This window comes from Actinomyces provencensis, from assembly GCF_900155435.1.
Taxonomy (GTDB): Bacteria; Actinomycetota; Actinomycetes; order Actinomycetales; family Actinomycetaceae; genus Pauljensenia; species Pauljensenia provencensis.
The window spans coordinates 811,955-828,453 of record NZ_LT700212.1 but is presented as its reverse complement, the minus strand read 5'-3'; the positions used below and the strand labels follow the sequence as shown (position 1 = coordinate 828,453).

General features: G+C 71.1%; 11 protein-coding genes. 2 read left to right on the top strand and 9 right to left on the bottom strand.

Annotated elements, in window-relative coordinates; genetic code table 11:
• Position 1: 1 nt before the first annotated feature.
• From mltG to aspS, 9 genes are all read right to left on the bottom strand, one after another.
• A complete protein-coding gene (mltG, locus tag BQ9890_RS03545; protein WP_230297799.1) occupies positions 2-1,258 on the bottom strand; it encodes an endolytic transglycosylase MltG in 1,257 nt (418 codons plus the stop codon).
• Positions 1,255-1,734, bottom strand: a complete 480-nt coding sequence (gene ruvX, locus BQ9890_RS03540) for a Holliday junction resolvase RuvX (protein WP_075889402.1) — start codon at positions 1,732-1,734, stop codon at positions 1,255-1,257. Before ruvX ends, mltG begins: the two co-directional genes overlap by 4 nt.
• 2 nt (positions 1,735-1,736) lie before the next feature.
• Positions 1,737-4,418: an alanine--tRNA ligase gene (gene alaS / locus BQ9890_RS03535; protein ID WP_075889400.1), complete on the bottom strand. Its 2,682-nt coding sequence runs from the start codon at positions 4,416-4,418 to the stop codon at positions 1,737-1,739.
• 102 nt (positions 4,419-4,520) lie between these two features.
• A complete protein-coding gene (gene rpsD / locus BQ9890_RS03530) occupies positions 4,521-5,144 on the bottom strand; it encodes a 30S ribosomal protein S4 (protein ID WP_075889398.1) in 624 nt (207 codons plus the stop codon).
• A 131-nt stretch (positions 5,145-5,275) separates the two neighbouring features.
• On the bottom strand, positions 5,276-6,619 hold the full coding sequence (locus tag BQ9890_RS03525; protein ID WP_075889396.1) for a replication-associated recombination protein A: 1,344 nt from the start codon (positions 6,617-6,619) through the stop codon (positions 5,276-5,278).
• Positions 6,620-6,759: 140 nt separating this feature from the next.
• Complete coding sequence (locus BQ9890_RS03520; protein ID WP_075889394.1) at positions 6,760-7,377, bottom strand: L-threonylcarbamoyladenylate synthase; 618 nt, start codon at positions 7,375-7,377, stop codon at positions 6,760-6,762.
• Positions 7,378-7,433: 56 nt separating this feature from the next.
• The gene (locus tag BQ9890_RS03515; RefSeq protein ID WP_075889392.1) at positions 7,434-8,198 is read right to left on the bottom strand and encodes a GNAT family N-acetyltransferase; all 765 of its coding nucleotides are present in this window, start codon (positions 8,196-8,198) and stop codon (positions 7,434-7,436) included.
• 82 nt (positions 8,199-8,280) lie between these two features.
• The gene (locus tag BQ9890_RS03510) at positions 8,281-10,671 is read right to left on the bottom strand and encodes a glycoside hydrolase family 31 protein (RefSeq protein ID WP_075889390.1); all 2,391 of its coding nucleotides are present in this window, start codon (positions 10,669-10,671) and stop codon (positions 8,281-8,283) included.
• Positions 10,672-10,827: 156 nt separating this feature from the next.
• Positions 10,828-12,678 carry an aspartate--tRNA ligase gene (aspS, locus tag BQ9890_RS03505; RefSeq protein ID WP_075889388.1) on the bottom strand — a complete coding sequence of 617 codons (1,851 nt, stop codon included), beginning with the start codon at positions 12,676-12,678 and terminating at the stop codon, positions 10,828-10,830.
• A 235-nt stretch (positions 12,679-12,913) separates the two neighbouring features.
• On the opposite strand from aspS, the gene BQ9890_RS03500 reads away from it, so the two are divergent.
• Together BQ9890_RS03500 and BQ9890_RS15785 are read left to right on the top strand one after the other, a co-directional pair.
• On the top strand, positions 12,914-14,311 hold the full coding sequence (locus BQ9890_RS03500) for an MFS transporter (RefSeq protein WP_195907616.1): 1,398 nt from the start codon (positions 12,914-12,916) through the stop codon (positions 14,309-14,311).
• A gap of 531 nt (positions 14,312-14,842) precedes the next feature.
• Positions 14,843-16,499, top strand: a 1,657-nt coding sequence (locus BQ9890_RS15785) for a DEAD/DEAH box helicase (protein ID WP_075892659.1), incomplete at its 3' end; no start/stop codon positions are given.

The following is a 16,499-nucleotide window of genomic DNA, read 5'->3' as shown; positions in this document are numbered from 1 at the left end:
CTCAGCACTTCCCCGGGTTGGCCGCGCAGTACTCGTCGAGCTTCTTCCGGTTCTGTTCCTGCTCCGCGTGCGTGGTGGCGAAGAGGGTCTCTCCCGTGTCGAGGTTCACGGTGACGAAGTAGAGCCAGTCCCCCTCCGCCGGTCGCAGGGTCGCCTCGAGGGCCGCCACGCTGGGCTGCGCAATGGGGCCCGGGGGCAGGCCCTTGTGGATGTAGGTGTTGTAGGGGGTGTCCTTCGCCAGCTCGTCCGCCGTGGGGATGCCACCCGTCCTGCCCAGACCGTAGAGCACCGTGGAGTCCATCTGCAGGAAGCCCTTGGTCTCCCCGTCCGGATCGTCGAGCCGGTTCTCGATGACACGTGCCACCTGGGGCAGGTACTGGTCGATGTTGACCTCGCGCTCCAGGATGGAGGCCTTGATGAGGAGCTCCTGGCGCTGGTCGGAGGGGACGTCCAGGTCGTCGAGCTCCTTGACCGTGGCCGCCACCATCTCCGCGGCCAGGGACTCCGGTGTGTCCGAGGAGGAGACCTCGTACGCGCCGGGTGCGAGCCAGCCCTCAGCGTTGCCCCCGGCTTCTGCGGGCAGACCGATGGCCTCGGAGTCCGTGAAGGCCTCCGTGACCTGGTCCTCGGGCAGACCCGTGACGTCGACGATCTTCTGGACCACCTGCGCAACCGTCTGTCCCGCATCCACCGTGACCGTGTTGTCGCTGCGGTTGGCGTCGTCGAGGAGTGCGGCCACCGCGTCCGAGGCCGACATCTCCTTCCTCAGGGTGTACGTGCCCGGACGGATGGAGCCGGAGGCCTTGTTCGCCTCGAAGGCACGGGCGAAGGCCGCCGTGGACTTCACGACGCCCTCGTCCACCAGTGTCGCCCCGATGTCGCTCCCCAGGTCCCCGCGTTCGACGGTGACCTCCACGGTCCCGGTCCCGGGGCCCGGGAAGTCGTCGGACTCCACCTGGGAGCCGGGCTGGCGCAGGGCGCTGATCGCGTACCACGCGGCGGTGCCCAGGAGCCCGATGACGACGACGAGGACGAGGAAGGTGCGCACGCGACGCCGACGACGTCTCTTGCGGGCCCGGGCGCGCTCGTGCTCGAGGCGGCGGGAGCGCAGTCCCGAGGTGGTCTCGCCCGTGGCGAAGGAGGTCGCGGGGCGGGTCGTGGTGGGCGTACGCCCCCCTCCGGGGTGCTGGTCCCGCTGTTCGCGTTGGTACTCCCGCCGGGTCGGGTAGGGAGGCCGCGGCGTCTCAGGTGTGGTCACAGTGCGTTCTTCCGGGTCGTCGGCGCCACGGGGGCGCCCGGGGCGTGCTGTCCCAGTCGTTCCTCCTCCAGCGCCTGCTCGAGGATGACCTGCGCCGCCACCTGGTCCACGACCGCCCGGTGCTCCCTCTCGGGGACCCCGGACTCACGCAACCGGTGGTGCGCCTGGTTGGAGCTTAGTCTCTCATCGACGAGGCACACACGGACCTCCGGCAGTGCGTTCGCGATCCGTCGCGCGTAGCGCCTGGCGCCCTTGGCGGAGACCCCCTCGGACCCCCGGAGGTGCCGCGGGAGGCCGACGACCACCTCGATGGCGGTGAACTGGTGCGCGATGGCGACCAGCCTGTCCAGTTCGGTCCCGTCATCGGCGCGGTGCAGGGTCTCCACCGGCAGGGCGAGGATCCCGTCGGGGTCGCTGCGGGCGACGCCGATGCGGACAGTGCCCACGTCGACGCCCAGGCGGACCCCCCGACGCATGCTCACAGGCGGTCGACCTCCGTCGTCACCGCCTGCAGCGCGGAGTCGAGGGCGGAGGCATCCGTCCCCCCACCCTGGGCGACGTCGTCGCGGCCACCGCCGCCGCCACCCAGCGCGCTCGCAGCGACACGGACCAGCTGACCGGCACGCAGTCCCGACGTCCGGGCGGAGGCGTTCGTGGCCACCACGACCCCGGGCTTGCCGTCATTGACACCGACGAGGGCCACGACGGCCGGGTGCTCGTCGCCCAGACGCCTGCGCACGTCCAGGGCGAGCTCACGCAGGGCGTCGGTGGAGGCGATCTCCCCGACGTCGAAGGTCGCGAGCATCGTCGACCCGTGCAGGGCCGCCGAGTCGGCGACCTCCTGTGCCCGGGACAGCGCGATCCTCGTGCGCAGCTCGGCGACACTGCGCTCGAAGGCGCGGATCTTCGTCATCATGGTGCCCACACGGTCCGGGAGGTCCTGGGGGCGTCCACCCACCAGGGCAGCCAGCTGGGAGACGAGGGCGTGCTCCTTCGCCTGGAACTCGTAGGCTCCGTCCCCGACCAACGCGTCGATGCGACGCACGCCCGACCCGATGGACGCCTCACCCAGGACGGCGACGCGGCCGAGGGTACCTGTGGTGGGCATGTGCGTGCCGGCGCAGAACTCCTTCGACCAGTCTCCCCCGATGGAGACCACGCGCACCTCCTTGCCGTACTTCTCACCGAAGAGCGCCATCGCACCGGTGGTGCGGGCCTCTTCGATGGGCATGACCTCAGAGGTGACGGGGAGGTCCTCGGCGAGCTTCTCGTTGACGAGCTCCTCGATGCCCTCCACCTGGTCCGCGTCCAGGGCGGAGCCGTGACGGAAGTCGAAGCGCAGTCGCGAGGGCGCGTTCTCGGAACCGGCCTGGGTGGCCGTGTCCGAGACGATCTCGTGGAGGGCCTTGTGCACCATGTGCGTGGCGGTGTGTGCACGGGCGATCGCCGTGCGGCGCACCGGGTCGATCTCCGCCCACGCCTTCGCACCCTGGGTGAGGGTGCCCTCGGTGAGGGTGCCGCGGTGCACGGAGAGCCCCTTGACGGGTGCCTGCACGTCGTGCACCTCGACCACCGCGCCCTCCGAGGTCCGGATGGTGCCGTGGTCGGCGAGCTGTCCGCCCATCTCCGCGTAGAAGGGAGTCCGGTCCAGGATGACCTCGACCTCGGCGGGAGCCGTCGCCGCGGGCACCGACTGGCCGTCGACCAGGAGGGCCTCGACCTCGGCCTCCGCGGCGGTCTCCGTGTAGCCCAGGAAGTGGGAGCCCCCACCCATGCGGCGCTCGAGGTCATGGAAGACGCGCACGTCAGCGTGCCCCGTCTTCTTCGCGCGGGCGTCGGCGCGGGCACGCTCCTTCTGCTCCTCCATGAGGGTGCGGAACCCCTGCTCGTCGACGTGGACGCCCTGTTCGGCCGCCATCTCCAGGGTGAGGTCGATGGGGAAACCGTAGGTGTCGTGCAGGGCGAAGGCCTGGGCACCCGAGATCAGGCTCGGACCGCCCGCCTCCTTGGCGTGGGCGACCGCCGTGTCCAGGATCGTGGTGCCCGCCGAGAGCGTGCGGCGGAACGCCTCCTCCTCGCCGTAGGCGACGTCGGAGATCGTGTCCCAGTCGGTGACGAGTTCCGGGTACGAGGGCGACATGGCGTCACGCGAGACCGGGAACAGGGTCGGAAGGGTGGGTGCGTCCACGCCCAGGAGGCGCATGGACCGGATGGCGCGACGCATGAGGCGGCGCAGGACGTACCCGCGCCCGTCATTGCCGGGGCGCACGCCGTCGGAGATCAGCATCATGGAGGAGCGCACGTGGTCGGCGACGATGCGCATGCGCACATCGTCCTCCTCGTCGGCGCGGTAGTGGCGCCCCGACATCTCCTGCACGGCCTCGATGACGGGGAAGACCTCGTCGATCTCGTACATGTTGGCCTTGTCCTGGAGGACGAAGGCCAGGCGCTCCAGGCCCGCTCCGGTGTCGATGGCCTTCTGGTCGAGTTCTCCCAGCAGGGGGTAGTCCTTGCCCTCGCCCTCGCCACGCATGTACTGGTCGAAGACCAGGTTCCACAGCTCCAGGTAGCGGTCACCGCCGGGGTCCACGGTGCCGCCCTCGGCCTCGGGGCCGTAGGCGGGGCCGCGGTCGTAGTGCCACTCGCAGCAGGAGCCTGCGGGCCCAGGCTGGCCGGTGTCCCAGAAGTTCTCCTCGCGGGGCAGGCGCACGATGTGGTGGGGGTCCATCCCGATCTTGCGTGTGAGGACGTCCATGGCCTCGTCGTCGTGCTCCCAGAGGGTGACCCACAGGCGGTCACCGTCGAGGCCGTAGCGGCCGTCCTCCTCGGAGCCCGTCAGGAGGTCCCACGCGAAGTCGATGGCCCCCTCCTTGAAGTAGTCCCCGAAGGAGAAGTTGCCGTTCATCTGGAAGAACGTGCCGTGGCGCGTGGTGCGACCGACGTTGTCGATGTCATTGGTGCGGATGCACTTCTGGACCGAGGCCACGCGCGGCCACGGCGCCGGCTCGACTCCCGTGATGTAGGGGATGAAGGGGACCATCCCGGCGATCGTGAAGAGGATCGAGGGGTCCGGGGAGATCAGGGGGACCGAGGGGCGGATCACGTGGTCCTTCGACCGGAAGTAGTCGAGCCAGCGGGTGCGGATCTCAGAGGTGCGCATGTGTCCTCGTGGTGGTGGGAGAAGGAACGGGTGGGACAGTGCCCCGGGTACCGGACGACCCCGGGAGCAGTGGTGCTCCCGGGGCCCGGCGTCCAGTGTGGGTCAGCGCGAGTAGTACTCGACGACCATCTGCACGTCGCAGGTCACCGGGACCTCTGCACGCTTGGGGCGGCGCACCAGGGTGGCCTTGAGGTGCTCAAGGTTCACGTCGAGGTAGTCCGGGACGGCGGGCAGCACGTCGCGGTGGATGCCGGCAGCTGCGACCTCGAAGGGAACGCGCGTCTGCGACTTCGGCTTGGCCTGGAGGGTCTGGCCGGGGCGCACGCGGAAGGAGGGACGGTCGACGATCTGGCCGTCGACGAGGATGTGACGGTGCACGACGAACTGGCGTGCCTGCTGGATGGTGCGGGCGAAGCCGGCACGCAGGACCAGGGCGTCGAGACGCATCTCGAGGAGCTCGACCAGGTTCTCACCGGTCAGGCCGGACTCACGACGGGCGACCTCGAAGACGCGCTGCATCTGGGCCTCACGGATGCCGTACTGGGCGCGCAGACGCTGCTTCTCCTTCAGACGCACGGCGTAGTCGGAGTCCTGACGACGACGGGACCGGCCGTGCTCGCCGGGGCCGTAGGGGCGCTTCTCGAAGTAGCGCACGGCCTTCGGGGTCAGGGCGATGCCCAGGGCGCGGGACTCCCGCACCTGCTTGCGTGAACGATTCTGTGCCATTGGTGGCCTTTCCTGTCTCTCGTGTCATGCCCCCGGTGGGTCACCGGTGGCATGGGGTCCACTCCCGGACATGTGTCCTTCGGCCAAGACCCCAGGTGGTCGCCCGCCTCCCGGCGGACAGCCCTGACATGCTACCGCATGGCCAGCAGTTCCCTGATGCGCGCCAGGCGCTTCGTGATCATCGCCTCAGTCCCGTTGGTGGTGGGCTCGTAGTACCGGGTCCCCACCAGGTCGTCGGGCAGGTACTGCTGGGCGGCGACGGAGTGGGGGGCGTCGTGGGCGTAGACGTACCCCTTCCCGTGTCCGAGCCCCTCCGCACCGGCGTAGTGGGCGTCCCTGAGGTGGGCGGGGACCGGGCCGCCCTTCCCGGCACGCAGGTCGGCGAGCGCCTGGAAGATCGCGGTGGTGGCGGCGTTGGACTTCGGCGCTGTCGCCACCGCGATGACGGCCTCGGAGAGGATCAGCTGGGCCTCGGGCATGCCGACCAGTGCCACGGCCTGGGCGGCCGCCACGGTGAGCGGCAGGATCTCCGGGGCCGCCAGGCCGACGTCCTCGGAGGCGCAGATCATGATGCGCCGGGCGATGAAACGGGGGTCCTCCCCCGCCTCGATCATGCGGGCGAGGTAGTGGATCGCGGCGTCCACGTCGGATCCCCGCATGGACTTGATGAAGGCGGAGGTCACGTCGTAGTGCTGGTCCTGGTCCCAGCGCACCAGCGCCTGGTTGGCGGCGGCCTCCACGTCCTCCACGGAGATGTCGCCGCGACCGGCGTCACGGGCGGCTCCCGCCGCAGCCTCCAGCAGGGTCAGCGACCGGCGGGCGTCGGACCCGGCCACGTGGACGAGGGCGGAGGTCGCGTCCTCCTCGAGGGTGAGCCGGCCCCCCAGACCACGCGTGTCCGTGAGGGCCCGGTCCACGAGGACGCGGATCGCGGCCTCGTCCAGCGGGTGCAGGGTGAGCAGCAGGGATCGGGAGAGCAGGGGTGAGATCACGGAGAAGGAGGGGTTCTCCGTGGTGGCCGCGACCAGCGTCACCCACCGGTTCTCCACCGCGGGGAGCAGGGCGTCCTGCTGGGACTTCGAGAAGCGGTGGACCTCGTCGACGAAGAGGACCGTGTCCTCCCCCGTGGCGGCGGTGCGCCGTTTGGCGGATGCCACGACCTCACGGATGTCCTTGACCCCGGCCGAGACCGCGGAGAGCTCCTCGAAGTGGCGCCCGGAGGCGCGTGCGACCAGGTAGGCGAGGGTCGTCTTCCCGGTGCCGGGTGGGCCCCAGAGGATGACGGAGGAGACGACGGGGGCGCCCTCGCGGGCGGGTTCGAGGAGACGGCGCAGGGGGGCACCCTCCCCGAGGAGGTGGTCCTGCCCGACCACCTCGTCCAGGCTGGTGGGCCGCATCCGCACGGCCAGCGGTGCCCTGGCGGAGTAGGAGGGGACGCCCGTGTCGTCGACTCCCTGCGCGTCGAAGAGGTCCATGTCCCCAGCCTAGGCGGCACCACGGGCGCCTGCCGCACCCGACCGGGTCCACTCCGGCGCGCCCGGGACGCGGCCCACCGGTGGCCGTGGGCCCGCAGCGCGCACCCCACCACTGCGGGATCCCGCCGTCGGGCACGGACTCACTCGAAGAGGGAGGTGTCCCCCGCCCCCTGCCGGGCGATGACCGGACGACCGGAGGTGTAGTCGATGACAGTGGTCGGTTCCGCGTCCCCGACGGGACCGACGATCACGAGGTCGACCTGCTTGCCGATGCGGTCGTCCACCTCGTGGCCGTCGGTGAGCGGCTCGGACTCGCCGGGCATGATCAGCGTGGAGCACAGGAGGGGCTGTCCGAGTGCCCCCACCACGGCCTGGGTGATGACGTGGTCGGGGATGCGCACCCCCACGGTGTGCTTCTTCCGGTTGAGCGTCATGCGGGGGACCTCCTTGGTCCCCGGCAGGATGAAGGTGTAGGGGCCCGGGGTGAGGGCCTTGATGGTGCGGAACTCGGAGTTGTCGACGATGACGAGCTCCCCCAGTTGGGCGAAGGAGTGGCACAGCAGCGAGAAGTTGTGCTTGTCGTCCAGACGGCGCACCGACCGGATGACGTCCATGCCCTCCTTGTTCCCGAGCATGCAGGCGATCGCGTAGCCGGAGTCCGTGGGCAGGGCGATGGTGCCACCCTCCTCCAGGAGTTCGACCGTCTTGTTCACGAAGCGGACCTGTGGGTTCACGGGGTGCATCTCGACGTACGACATGGCACCAGTGTGCCCCACGTCACGGCCTCGTGCAGGCGGTCCCGGGATGCGGTCGCTCAGGCCGTCTCGGCCCCGGGGTAGCCCGTGGTCGGGGAGGACTGCCCGACGGGTCGGAAGTTCGTCACGTGCACCACCGGCTCCAGACCCAGGGAGCGCATGAGGCCCCTGGTCTCGGGGGAGTCACCCCAGGTGCTCCACTGCACCCACCCGGAACGCCGCCACTCCTCGAAGAGCATCTGGGCGAACACCGTCAGGCCGATGCCCTCACCGCGGAAGTCGTGGTGGACCGTGAAGGAGCGCAGGTGGGAGTTCCAGTCGACGGTCCCGTCCGCCCCGTGTCCGCGCCAGGTGTCGGCGGCGCCAGCTGCCACCAGCGTGCCGTCCCGGTGCAGTCCCCACCAACGACCGTTGGTGGAGGTGCGGCGGTCGGCCAGCGGGTAGGACCCCAACAGGAGTGCCTGGACCTCCCCCGGGTCCTCCAGGAGCTCCAGGGTGGTGGAGGTCGGGTCGCGGTCCTCGGTCACCGAGTACCAGTCCCACTGCCGACGTTCCTCGAAACCCGCAGCGCTCAGTGCTTCGCGCACCTGCGGGCCGACCTCACCCATGACGAGCACGCGGTCCGAACCGGCCACGGCCTCACCCATGAGGTCGGCGACCTCCTCACCCGCCACGAGGACGGACTCGAAGCCGTCAGCGGGGATGCGCACCGCGATCCCGTCGTCGGTGGGGCGCACGCGGACGTCCGCCCCGGACAGGCGCCGACGGCGCAGCAGTGGCCACTCGGCGAGCACCCACGGATCATCCCAGTACGACCCCCACATGGCGTCCTCCCTCCCGTTGGGGTGAGTCTACGGGGGCGGACGCCCCGCGTCGCGCCGTGCCCGCCCCTGCCGCAGCCCGGTCTCACCACTCCCCCGCCGAGAGGATCTCCGCCAGGGCGGAGCGCAACTCGTCGGGGACCTCGCGGGCGAACAACGCGGACAGCGCACGCGCCGGTGACCCCGAGGCCGCGTCGTCCATCAGGGCGACCTTGAGGTCCAACCCCGTGGAGGCACGCTCCAGGAGGTCGCGCACGCGACGCTCGACATCCGCCCGAGCAGGCCCCGCAGTTCCGGTGCTCCCGGTGACGAGGACGGCTCCCGCCTCCGGCGTGACCTCGACGGTTCCGGTGACCAGTGCACCGGTGGAGGGATCGAGGGAAGCGGTGTCGCCCGTCCGGGCGTCGAGGACCCGCACACGCACCCGACGCAGCCCGGGAACGAGTCCGGCGTCCCCCCGCAGCGGGTGGACGGTCAGGGTGCCCGTGGCGTCCTCCCAGGTCAGACGCGTCGTCGCCCGCGCGCCGCCCTCGACACCGTCGTCCTCGACCAGGGCGTACTCCCCGTCGGCACCCGCCACGACGACGACCTCCAGTGAGGCCGGGGCCTCCACGGAGGCGACGGCTGGGTCGTCCTCGTCCAGGCCCGCCAGGGGCAGCACCGTGCCCGGCCGGGCCAGGACGGGAAGGGTCTCCAGCGGGCGGTGCATGAGGACCCGACGGCCGCCCTCGTAGGTGAGTCCGGTGAGGAGGTCCGTCCAGCTGCCCTCCGGCAGCCAGACCGGGACGGCTGCCATGTCCGTGGTCCGGGAGGCCGGAGTGGTGACCGGGGCGACGAGCAGGCTGCGCCCGAACATGAACTCGTTGGGCACCTCCCATGCCCCGCGGGACTCCGGGTCCTCCCAGTACATGGGCTGGACCAGTGGTTGGAGGGCCTCGTGCCCCCACAGCTGCTCCGTGTGGAGGTAGGGCACCAGCCGGTGGCGCAGTCGCAGGTAGGTCTCCTGCACGGCGCACTCGCGCATCCCGAACTGCCAGGGCTCCTTGGAGCCGAAGGGGTTGTTCGTCGAGTGGAGGCGCAGGACCGGGCTGAAGACCCCCAGCTGGACCCACCGGGTCTGCAGCTCGCCGTCACGCACCCCCGACATGTGGCCACCGATGTCGTGGCTCCACCAGCCGTACCCGATGTTCGAGGCGGTGGCGGTGAACTCCGGCTGGAAGGCCAGGGAGTCCCAGGACACGACGGTGTCGCCCGAGAAGCCCACCGGGTAGCGGTGCGATCCGGGGCCCGCGTAGCGCGACAGGGTGAGGCCGCGTCCACCGTGTCGGCGTGCCGAGTCGAGGACGTGGAGGTGGTTGAGGATCCACAGGGGATCCAGGCCGGGCACGCGCGTGTGGGAGCCCTGCTGCCAGTCGATCCACCAGAAGTCGACCCCGTCCTCCTCCAGGGGTGCGATGACCTCCTCCAGGTAGGCGGCCATCCCCTCGGGGTCGGAGGGGTCGAAGACCACGGGGTCCCCGGAGGCGGGGTCGATACCCAGACGCTCGGCCATGCGGGTGTAGGCCTCCTCGAAGGCCCGCACCCCCTCGGCCGGGTGCAGGTTCAGGGTCAGTGCCAGGCCGCGCTCGTGGAGGAAGGTGGCGAAGCCGGCGGGATCCGGGAAGAGTTCGGAGTTCCACGTGAACCCTGTCCACCCCGACCCGAACTCCAACGGCAGGTCCACCAGGTGCCAGTCCATGTCGAGGACCGCCACGGACAGGGGCACGTGGTGATCGGCGAAGGTGTCCAACAGCGTGCGGTACTCCGCCTCGCTGTAGCGGTGGTAGCGACTCCACCAATTGCCCAGCGCGAAACGCGGGATGACTGGCTGGGGGCCGGTGAGGCGGTAGAAGTCGGCGATCGCACCACGGAAGTCGCGCCCGTGGGCGAAGAGGTAGAGGTCCAGGGCCCCCTCCTCCCGCGGCTCGACCCACCCCGAGCGGGTAAGGGCGGGGCTGGGATCGGCCAGTGCGGTGACACCACGTCCGTCCATCACCCCCGGCTCCAGCGCACAGCGCCCGTCGACCCCGTCCAGGGTGCGGGCGGTGCCCCCGAGGTTGCGGAAGTGGATGTCCTCCAGTGAGTCGTCCAGGCCCCACCGCCACGTCCCGCCCCATTCCGCACCCTGCACCACCGAGGCGGAGAGGCCGTGGGTGGAGAAGACCTCACCGTCGTAGCTCAGCGTCAGGTGCGGGGTGCGCACCAGGACGTCCTCGCCTCCGGGGCGCGGGGTGCGCGTGAGCCGGGCCTCCACGGGCGTGAAGCCCCGGTCGGCGACCATCTGCGTCGGCCGGTCCTCGAAGCTGCCCGAGGGGGACCACTCCAGGCGGATGAGGCGTTCGGTGAGGACCTGGATGCGCCAGTGGTCACCGCTGAGTGTCATGGAGGCATCAGGCGCCCCGCAGGGGGCAGGGTGCAGGTACTCGGGAAGTGGCATGGTCGACTCCTGGTGACGCTCGGGGCTGGGTGCGAGGGTGGGCTGGCGGGGTGTGGGAACGCGCTCGGCGCGCGGCCCGACGAGGGCGGCCCGGGTGCGTGGGTCTCCCCGTGCACCCGGGCCTCCAGGGGGAATGTCGCCCCCGGCGTGGTTCCCTCAGTGGGTTCCTGGACGGGCTGTGTCGGCCACCGTGGAGCGATCGGCCTCCTCGGCCTCGCCCTCCGACTCCTCACCGCGCCTGCGCGGGACGGCGTCCACGCCTGCCTCCTTGCGTTGGGCGGGTGTGATGGGTGCGGGAGCCTCCGTGAGCGGGTCGTAGCCGCCACCCGACTTGGGGAAGGCGATGACGTCGCGGATCGACTCCGCCTTCGTCAGCAGCGCCACGATGCGGTCCCAGCCGAAGGCGATCCCCCCGTGGGGCGGGGCGCCGAACTTGAAGGCGTCGAGCAGGAAGCCGAACTTCTCCTGGGCTTCCTCCTCCCCGATCCCCATGACCTGGAAGACCCGCTCCTGCACGTCGCGGCGGTGGATACGGATGGAGCCGCCGCCGATCTCGTTCCCGTTGCACACGATGTCGTAGGCATAGGCCAGGGCCGATCCCGGGTCCGTGTCGAAGGTGTCCAGGCATTCGGGCTTGGGCGAGGTGAAGGCGTGGTGGACCGCCGTCCACTTCGAGTGGCCCAGGGCCACGTCTCCTTCGGCCACTGCCTCACCCGAGGGCTTGAACAGCGGAGCGTCGACAACCCAGGTGAAGGCCCAGGCGTCGGGATCGATGAGGTCGCAGCGACGACCGATCTCCAGACGCGCAGCGCCCAGCAACTCGCGTGTGCGGTCCGGGGCGCCTGCACCGAAGAAGATGCAGTCGCCGGGCTGGGCGCCGGTGGCGGAGGCCAGGCCGTCACGCTCGGCCTCGGTGATGTTCTTGGCGACGGGGCCGCCGAGGGTGCCGTCCTCACCGACCGTGACGTAGGCGAGGCCCTTGGCGCCGCGCGCCCGGGCCCACTCCTGCCACTTGTCGAAGGTGCGGCGGGGCTGTGAGCCGCCTCCGGGCATGACCACGGCCCCGACATAGGGAGCCTTGAAGACCCGGAACGTCGTGTCCTGGAAGTAGGCGGTGAGGTCGACGAGCTCCTGGCCGAAGCGCAGGTCGGGCTTGTCGGAACCGAAGCGTTCCATCGCATCCTTGAAGGTCATGCGTGGGATCGGGGTCGCGATCTCGTAACCGATGAGGGCCCACACCCGCTTGAGCACGTCCTCCGCGACCGCGATGACGTCGTCCTGCTCGACGAAGCTCATCTCGATGTCGAGCTGGGTGAACTCCGGCTGGCGGTCGGCGCGGAAGTCCTCGTCGCGGTAGCACCGCGCGATCTGGAAGTACTTCTCCATCCCGGCCACCATGAGCAGCTGCTTGAAGAGCTGGGGGGACTGGGGCAGTGCGTACCAGCATCCGGGTGACAGACGGGCCGGCACCAGGAAGTCACGCGCCCCCTCCGGGGTGGAGCGTGTCAGTGTCGGGGTCTCGATCTCGACGAAGTCGTGGTCGTAGAGGGCGTCGCGGGCCACGCGCGAGACGTGGGAACGCAGGCGCAGGGCGTGCTGCTCGGGTTCGCGACGCAGGTCGAGGTAGCGGTACTTCAGCCGCGTCTCCTCGCCCACGTTGCCGGCGTCCTCGGCATTGGAGGAGACCTGGAAGGGCAGGGGCGCGGAGGGGTTGAGGATCTCGATGTCGTCACCCATGACCTCGATGGCGCCGGTGACCAGGTTCGGGTTCTCGTTGCCCTCCGGACGGGCACTGACCTCACCGGTGACCCTGAGGACGTACTCGGAGCGGAGCTCGTGGGCGACGGACTCGTCACGGACGACCACCTGGACGATCCCAGAGGCGTCGCGCAGGTCCACGAAGGCGACGCCACCATGGTCACGCCGTCGGTCGACCCAGCCTGCGAGCGTCACGGTCCGGCCCACCATGTCGGTGCCCAGGCTCGCGATGTTGTGGGTGCGCAGCACTGATATTCCTTTCGTCGGTGCCGTCCGCGAGACGGGCGGAGGCGGGCACGAGTCTACGCGCGGGCCGCGGTCACCTCCAATGCCGTCCGCACCTCCCTCAGCACCCGGGCAGGGCCGTGGCGGCAGGCGGCGGGAACAGGCGTCCGGGCCGACACCGGGGTCGGGAACGGTGCCCCTCCACCGGCGCGCCCGCACTGGTTGCCCGTCCTCGAACGGAGGTGGGACGATGCCCCCCATGACCTCTCCCATACCGGACCCCGAGGATGCGCGTCCGGTCCCTCCCGGTGACGCTGGGACGGGCGTGCCCTGGTCGCGCCAGGAGGTCTCCCTGCTCATCAGCTCCGTCGCACTCATCACGCTGAGTGCGTTCGAGGCCCTGGCCACCACCACGATCATGCCTGCCGTGGTCCACGACCTCGGGGCCGAGTCCTGGTTCTCCGTGGCCTCGGGAGCAGCCCTGGCCGCGCAACTGCTCGCCACGGTGCTCGCCGGTGCACTCTCCGACTCCCGAGGGGCCCGGCCGGTGCTGCTGGGCGGGATGGGGCTCTTCGTCCTCGGCCTGGTGATGTGCGCACTCGCCCCCCACGTCGCGGTCTTCGTGGCGGGGCGCGTCGTCCAGGGGATCGGGGGCGGCATGGTCATCGTGCCGCTCTACGTGCTGGTGGGGTCCGTGGCCACCGAGAGGCACCGGGCCTCGTTCTTCGCCGCGTTCTCCCTCGCCTGGGTCCTGCCCTCCCTGGTCGGGCCGGCCATTGCGGGCCTCGTCACCTCACAGTGGGGGTGGCGCCCGGTTTTCGGTGTGGTGCCGGCCCTCGCGCTCCTGGCGGGCGTGCCCCTGCTGGCCCAGATGCGGCGCATGGACCTGCCCACCGGCGGCGCCGACGTCGACCTCCCCCACCTGGCGCGCCTGGCGCTCGGGGCCGGGGCGGGGGTCGTGGCCCTGCAGCTCGCCGGCGCAGTGGGTGGGTGGAGGACGGCGGGCCTCGCGTTGCTCGGTGCCCTCCTGACGGCGTGGGCCCTGCCCCGCCTGTTGCCACGGGGCACCCTGCGCCTGGAACTGGGCATCCCCGCCGTCATCGCCACACGGTTCCTCGCCATGGGATCGCTGATGGGTGCCACTGCCTTCGTACCGCTGGTCCTCCAACGCGTCCACGGATGGAGCGTCGAGCAGGCCTCCGTGGCGGTCACGCTCGGCTCGGTCTCCTGGGCGATGGGGGCCTCCCTCCAGACCCGGGTGGTGGATCCCCGGGCCCGGCGTCGGCTCCCGCTGGTGGGAACCGTGCTGCTGACACTGGGTTTCCTCCCCGTGGCAGCCCTCGTGTGGGAGTGGATGCCCGTGTGGGTGGCCCTGGTCGGGTGGTTCTTCTCGGGGCTGGGGATCGGGATGGTGCAGTCGACGCTCTCCGACCTCGCCCTGGGCATGGTGGCACGCCCGGAGCACGGAAAGGTGTCCTCCTGGTTGCAGGTCGCGGACAACGCGGGTGCGGCCCTGGAGCTGGCGGTGGTCTCCATCGCGTTGGCCCTGTGGCGCCACACGGGTGGGGTGGACTACCTCCCGGCCTCGTTGATCGCGCTCGCCATGGCTGCGCTCTCCGTGGTCGCGGCACTGCGCATCATGCGCTCGCCTGCCTGATCCCCGGCGCGGGCCCGCCTCCCGCTCCGGGACCCGGTGAGGGATGTCACCGGGTCCCTCCTCCACCTGCGGGACGGCCCCGGCTAGGCTGGTCGGGCGATGAGGCGCAGCCCCACAGTGATGGTGACCGGCACGGACCGGTGAGTGTTGTTGGTGAGTCGAGGCCGCGCCGAAGGCCGACCACCGGCCCGGCCCTGGTCTGGGACCACGGCTTCGACAACACCACGACCCCTTGAGGACACTGTGCCCGACACCCCTGAACTGACCCTGTCCGACGTGCTCACGGAGCCCGTCGCCCCCACCGGCACCGACACCGCCCCGGCTCCTGCCACCGAGGCACCTGTTGCCGGCACGCACCCGGCCGCGGAGACCGCGCCCGCGACGGAGACCCCTGACGAGGAGCCCGCAGAATCCGTCGAGGAGTCCGCTGCCCCTGCTGAGCCCGCCCCCGGCACCTCCTCCGACTCCGGGTCCGCCGTTGCGGACACCGACCGGGACGAGGAAGGGACGCCCTCGTCGACCTTCGCCTCCCTGGGCCTGCCCGAGGAACTCCTCGAGGCCGTCACCGGCATGGGCTTCGTCGAGCCGACCCCCATCCAGGCCGCCGCGATCCCCCCGCTGCTGGACCACCGCGACGTCGTCGGCGTCGCCCAGACCGGCACCGGGAAGACCGCGGCGTTCGGTCTGCCGCTGCTGGCGATGATCGACCCCGCCGAGCGCGACGTCCAGGCCCTGGTCCTGGCTCCCACCCGTGAGCTCGCCATGCAGTCCGCGCAGGCCATCGAGGACTTCGCCTCCCGTTCCCGCAATGTCGAGGTGGTCGCCGTCTACGGTGGCTCCGCCTACGGTCCGCAGCTGCACGCCCTGCGCGCGGGCGCACAGGTGGTCGTCGGCACGCCCGGACGCATCATCGACCTCATCGAGAAGGGCGCGCTCAAGCTCTCCCACGTGCGCATGCTCGTCCTGGACGAGGCCGACGAGATGCTGCGCATGGGCTTCGCCGAGGACGTGGAGACCATCGCCTCCTCCGTCCCCGAAAACCGGCTCACCGCGCTCTTCTCCGCGACGATGCCCGCCGCCATCGAGCGCGTCGCCAAGACGCACCTGCACGACCCCGTCAAGATCGCCGTCTCGCAGGAGTCGTCGACGGTCGACACGATCCACCAGACCTACGCAGTGGTGCCCTTCAAGCACAAGCTCGGATCCCTGGGCCGTGTGCTCGCCACCCGCGACGCGGATGCAGCCCTCGTGTTCGTGCGTACCCGCGCCGATGTCGAGGAGGTCGCCCTGGACCTCTCCGCACGGGGGTTCAAGGCCTCCGGCATCTCCGGGGACGTCGCCCAGGCCGAGCGTGAGCGCCTCGTCGAGCGCCTGCGCAACGGCACCCTGGACGTGCTGGTCGCCACCGACGTGGCGGCCCGCGGCCTGGACGTCGAGCGCATCGGGCTGGTCGTGAACTTCGACGTGCCGCGCGAGGCCGAGGCCTACGTGCACCGCATCGGGCGCACCGGGCGCGCGGGCCGCACGGGCCTGTCGCTGACTTTCTTCACCCCGCGCGAACGCTCACGTCTGCGCCAGATCGAGCGCCTGACGGGCACCCGCATGGAGGAGGTGCCGATCCCCACCCCCGCCGAGGTGTCGGAGTTCCGCGCGCGTCGCGTGCTCGAGGGTCTCGGTGGGCGGATCGAACGCGGACGCCTCGACCTCTACCACCGTCTCCTGGAGGAGTTCCACGACACCTCCGACCTGGACCTGGCCGATGTGGCGGCCGCCCTCATGGCGCGCGCCGTCGGTGACGAGGGCCCCGCCCCGCGCGTGGCCCGGGACCGCCGCGGCGAGGGCCGTGTGCGCCGCGAGGAGCAGGTCGACGAGAACGGCGAGTTCGTCGCGGCCTCCTTCGAGGAGGGCCGTGACCGCGACGGCCGCTCCCCCAAGGGCGGTCGTGACGGCGCGCGTCGCCGCGGTGGCGCCCGCCCCGTGGGTTCGGGCTCCGCGCGACGCTACCGTGTCGAGGTCGGCAAGAAGGACGGCGTGCGTCCCGGTGCCATCGTCGGCGCGATCACCGGCGAGGGCGGCATCAACGGCTCGGACCTGGGCCGCATCGACATCTACCCCTCCTTCTCGTTGGTGGAGATCTCCGGAGACCTCACTCCCGCCACGGTGGGACGCATCTCCAAGGCGCGTGTGG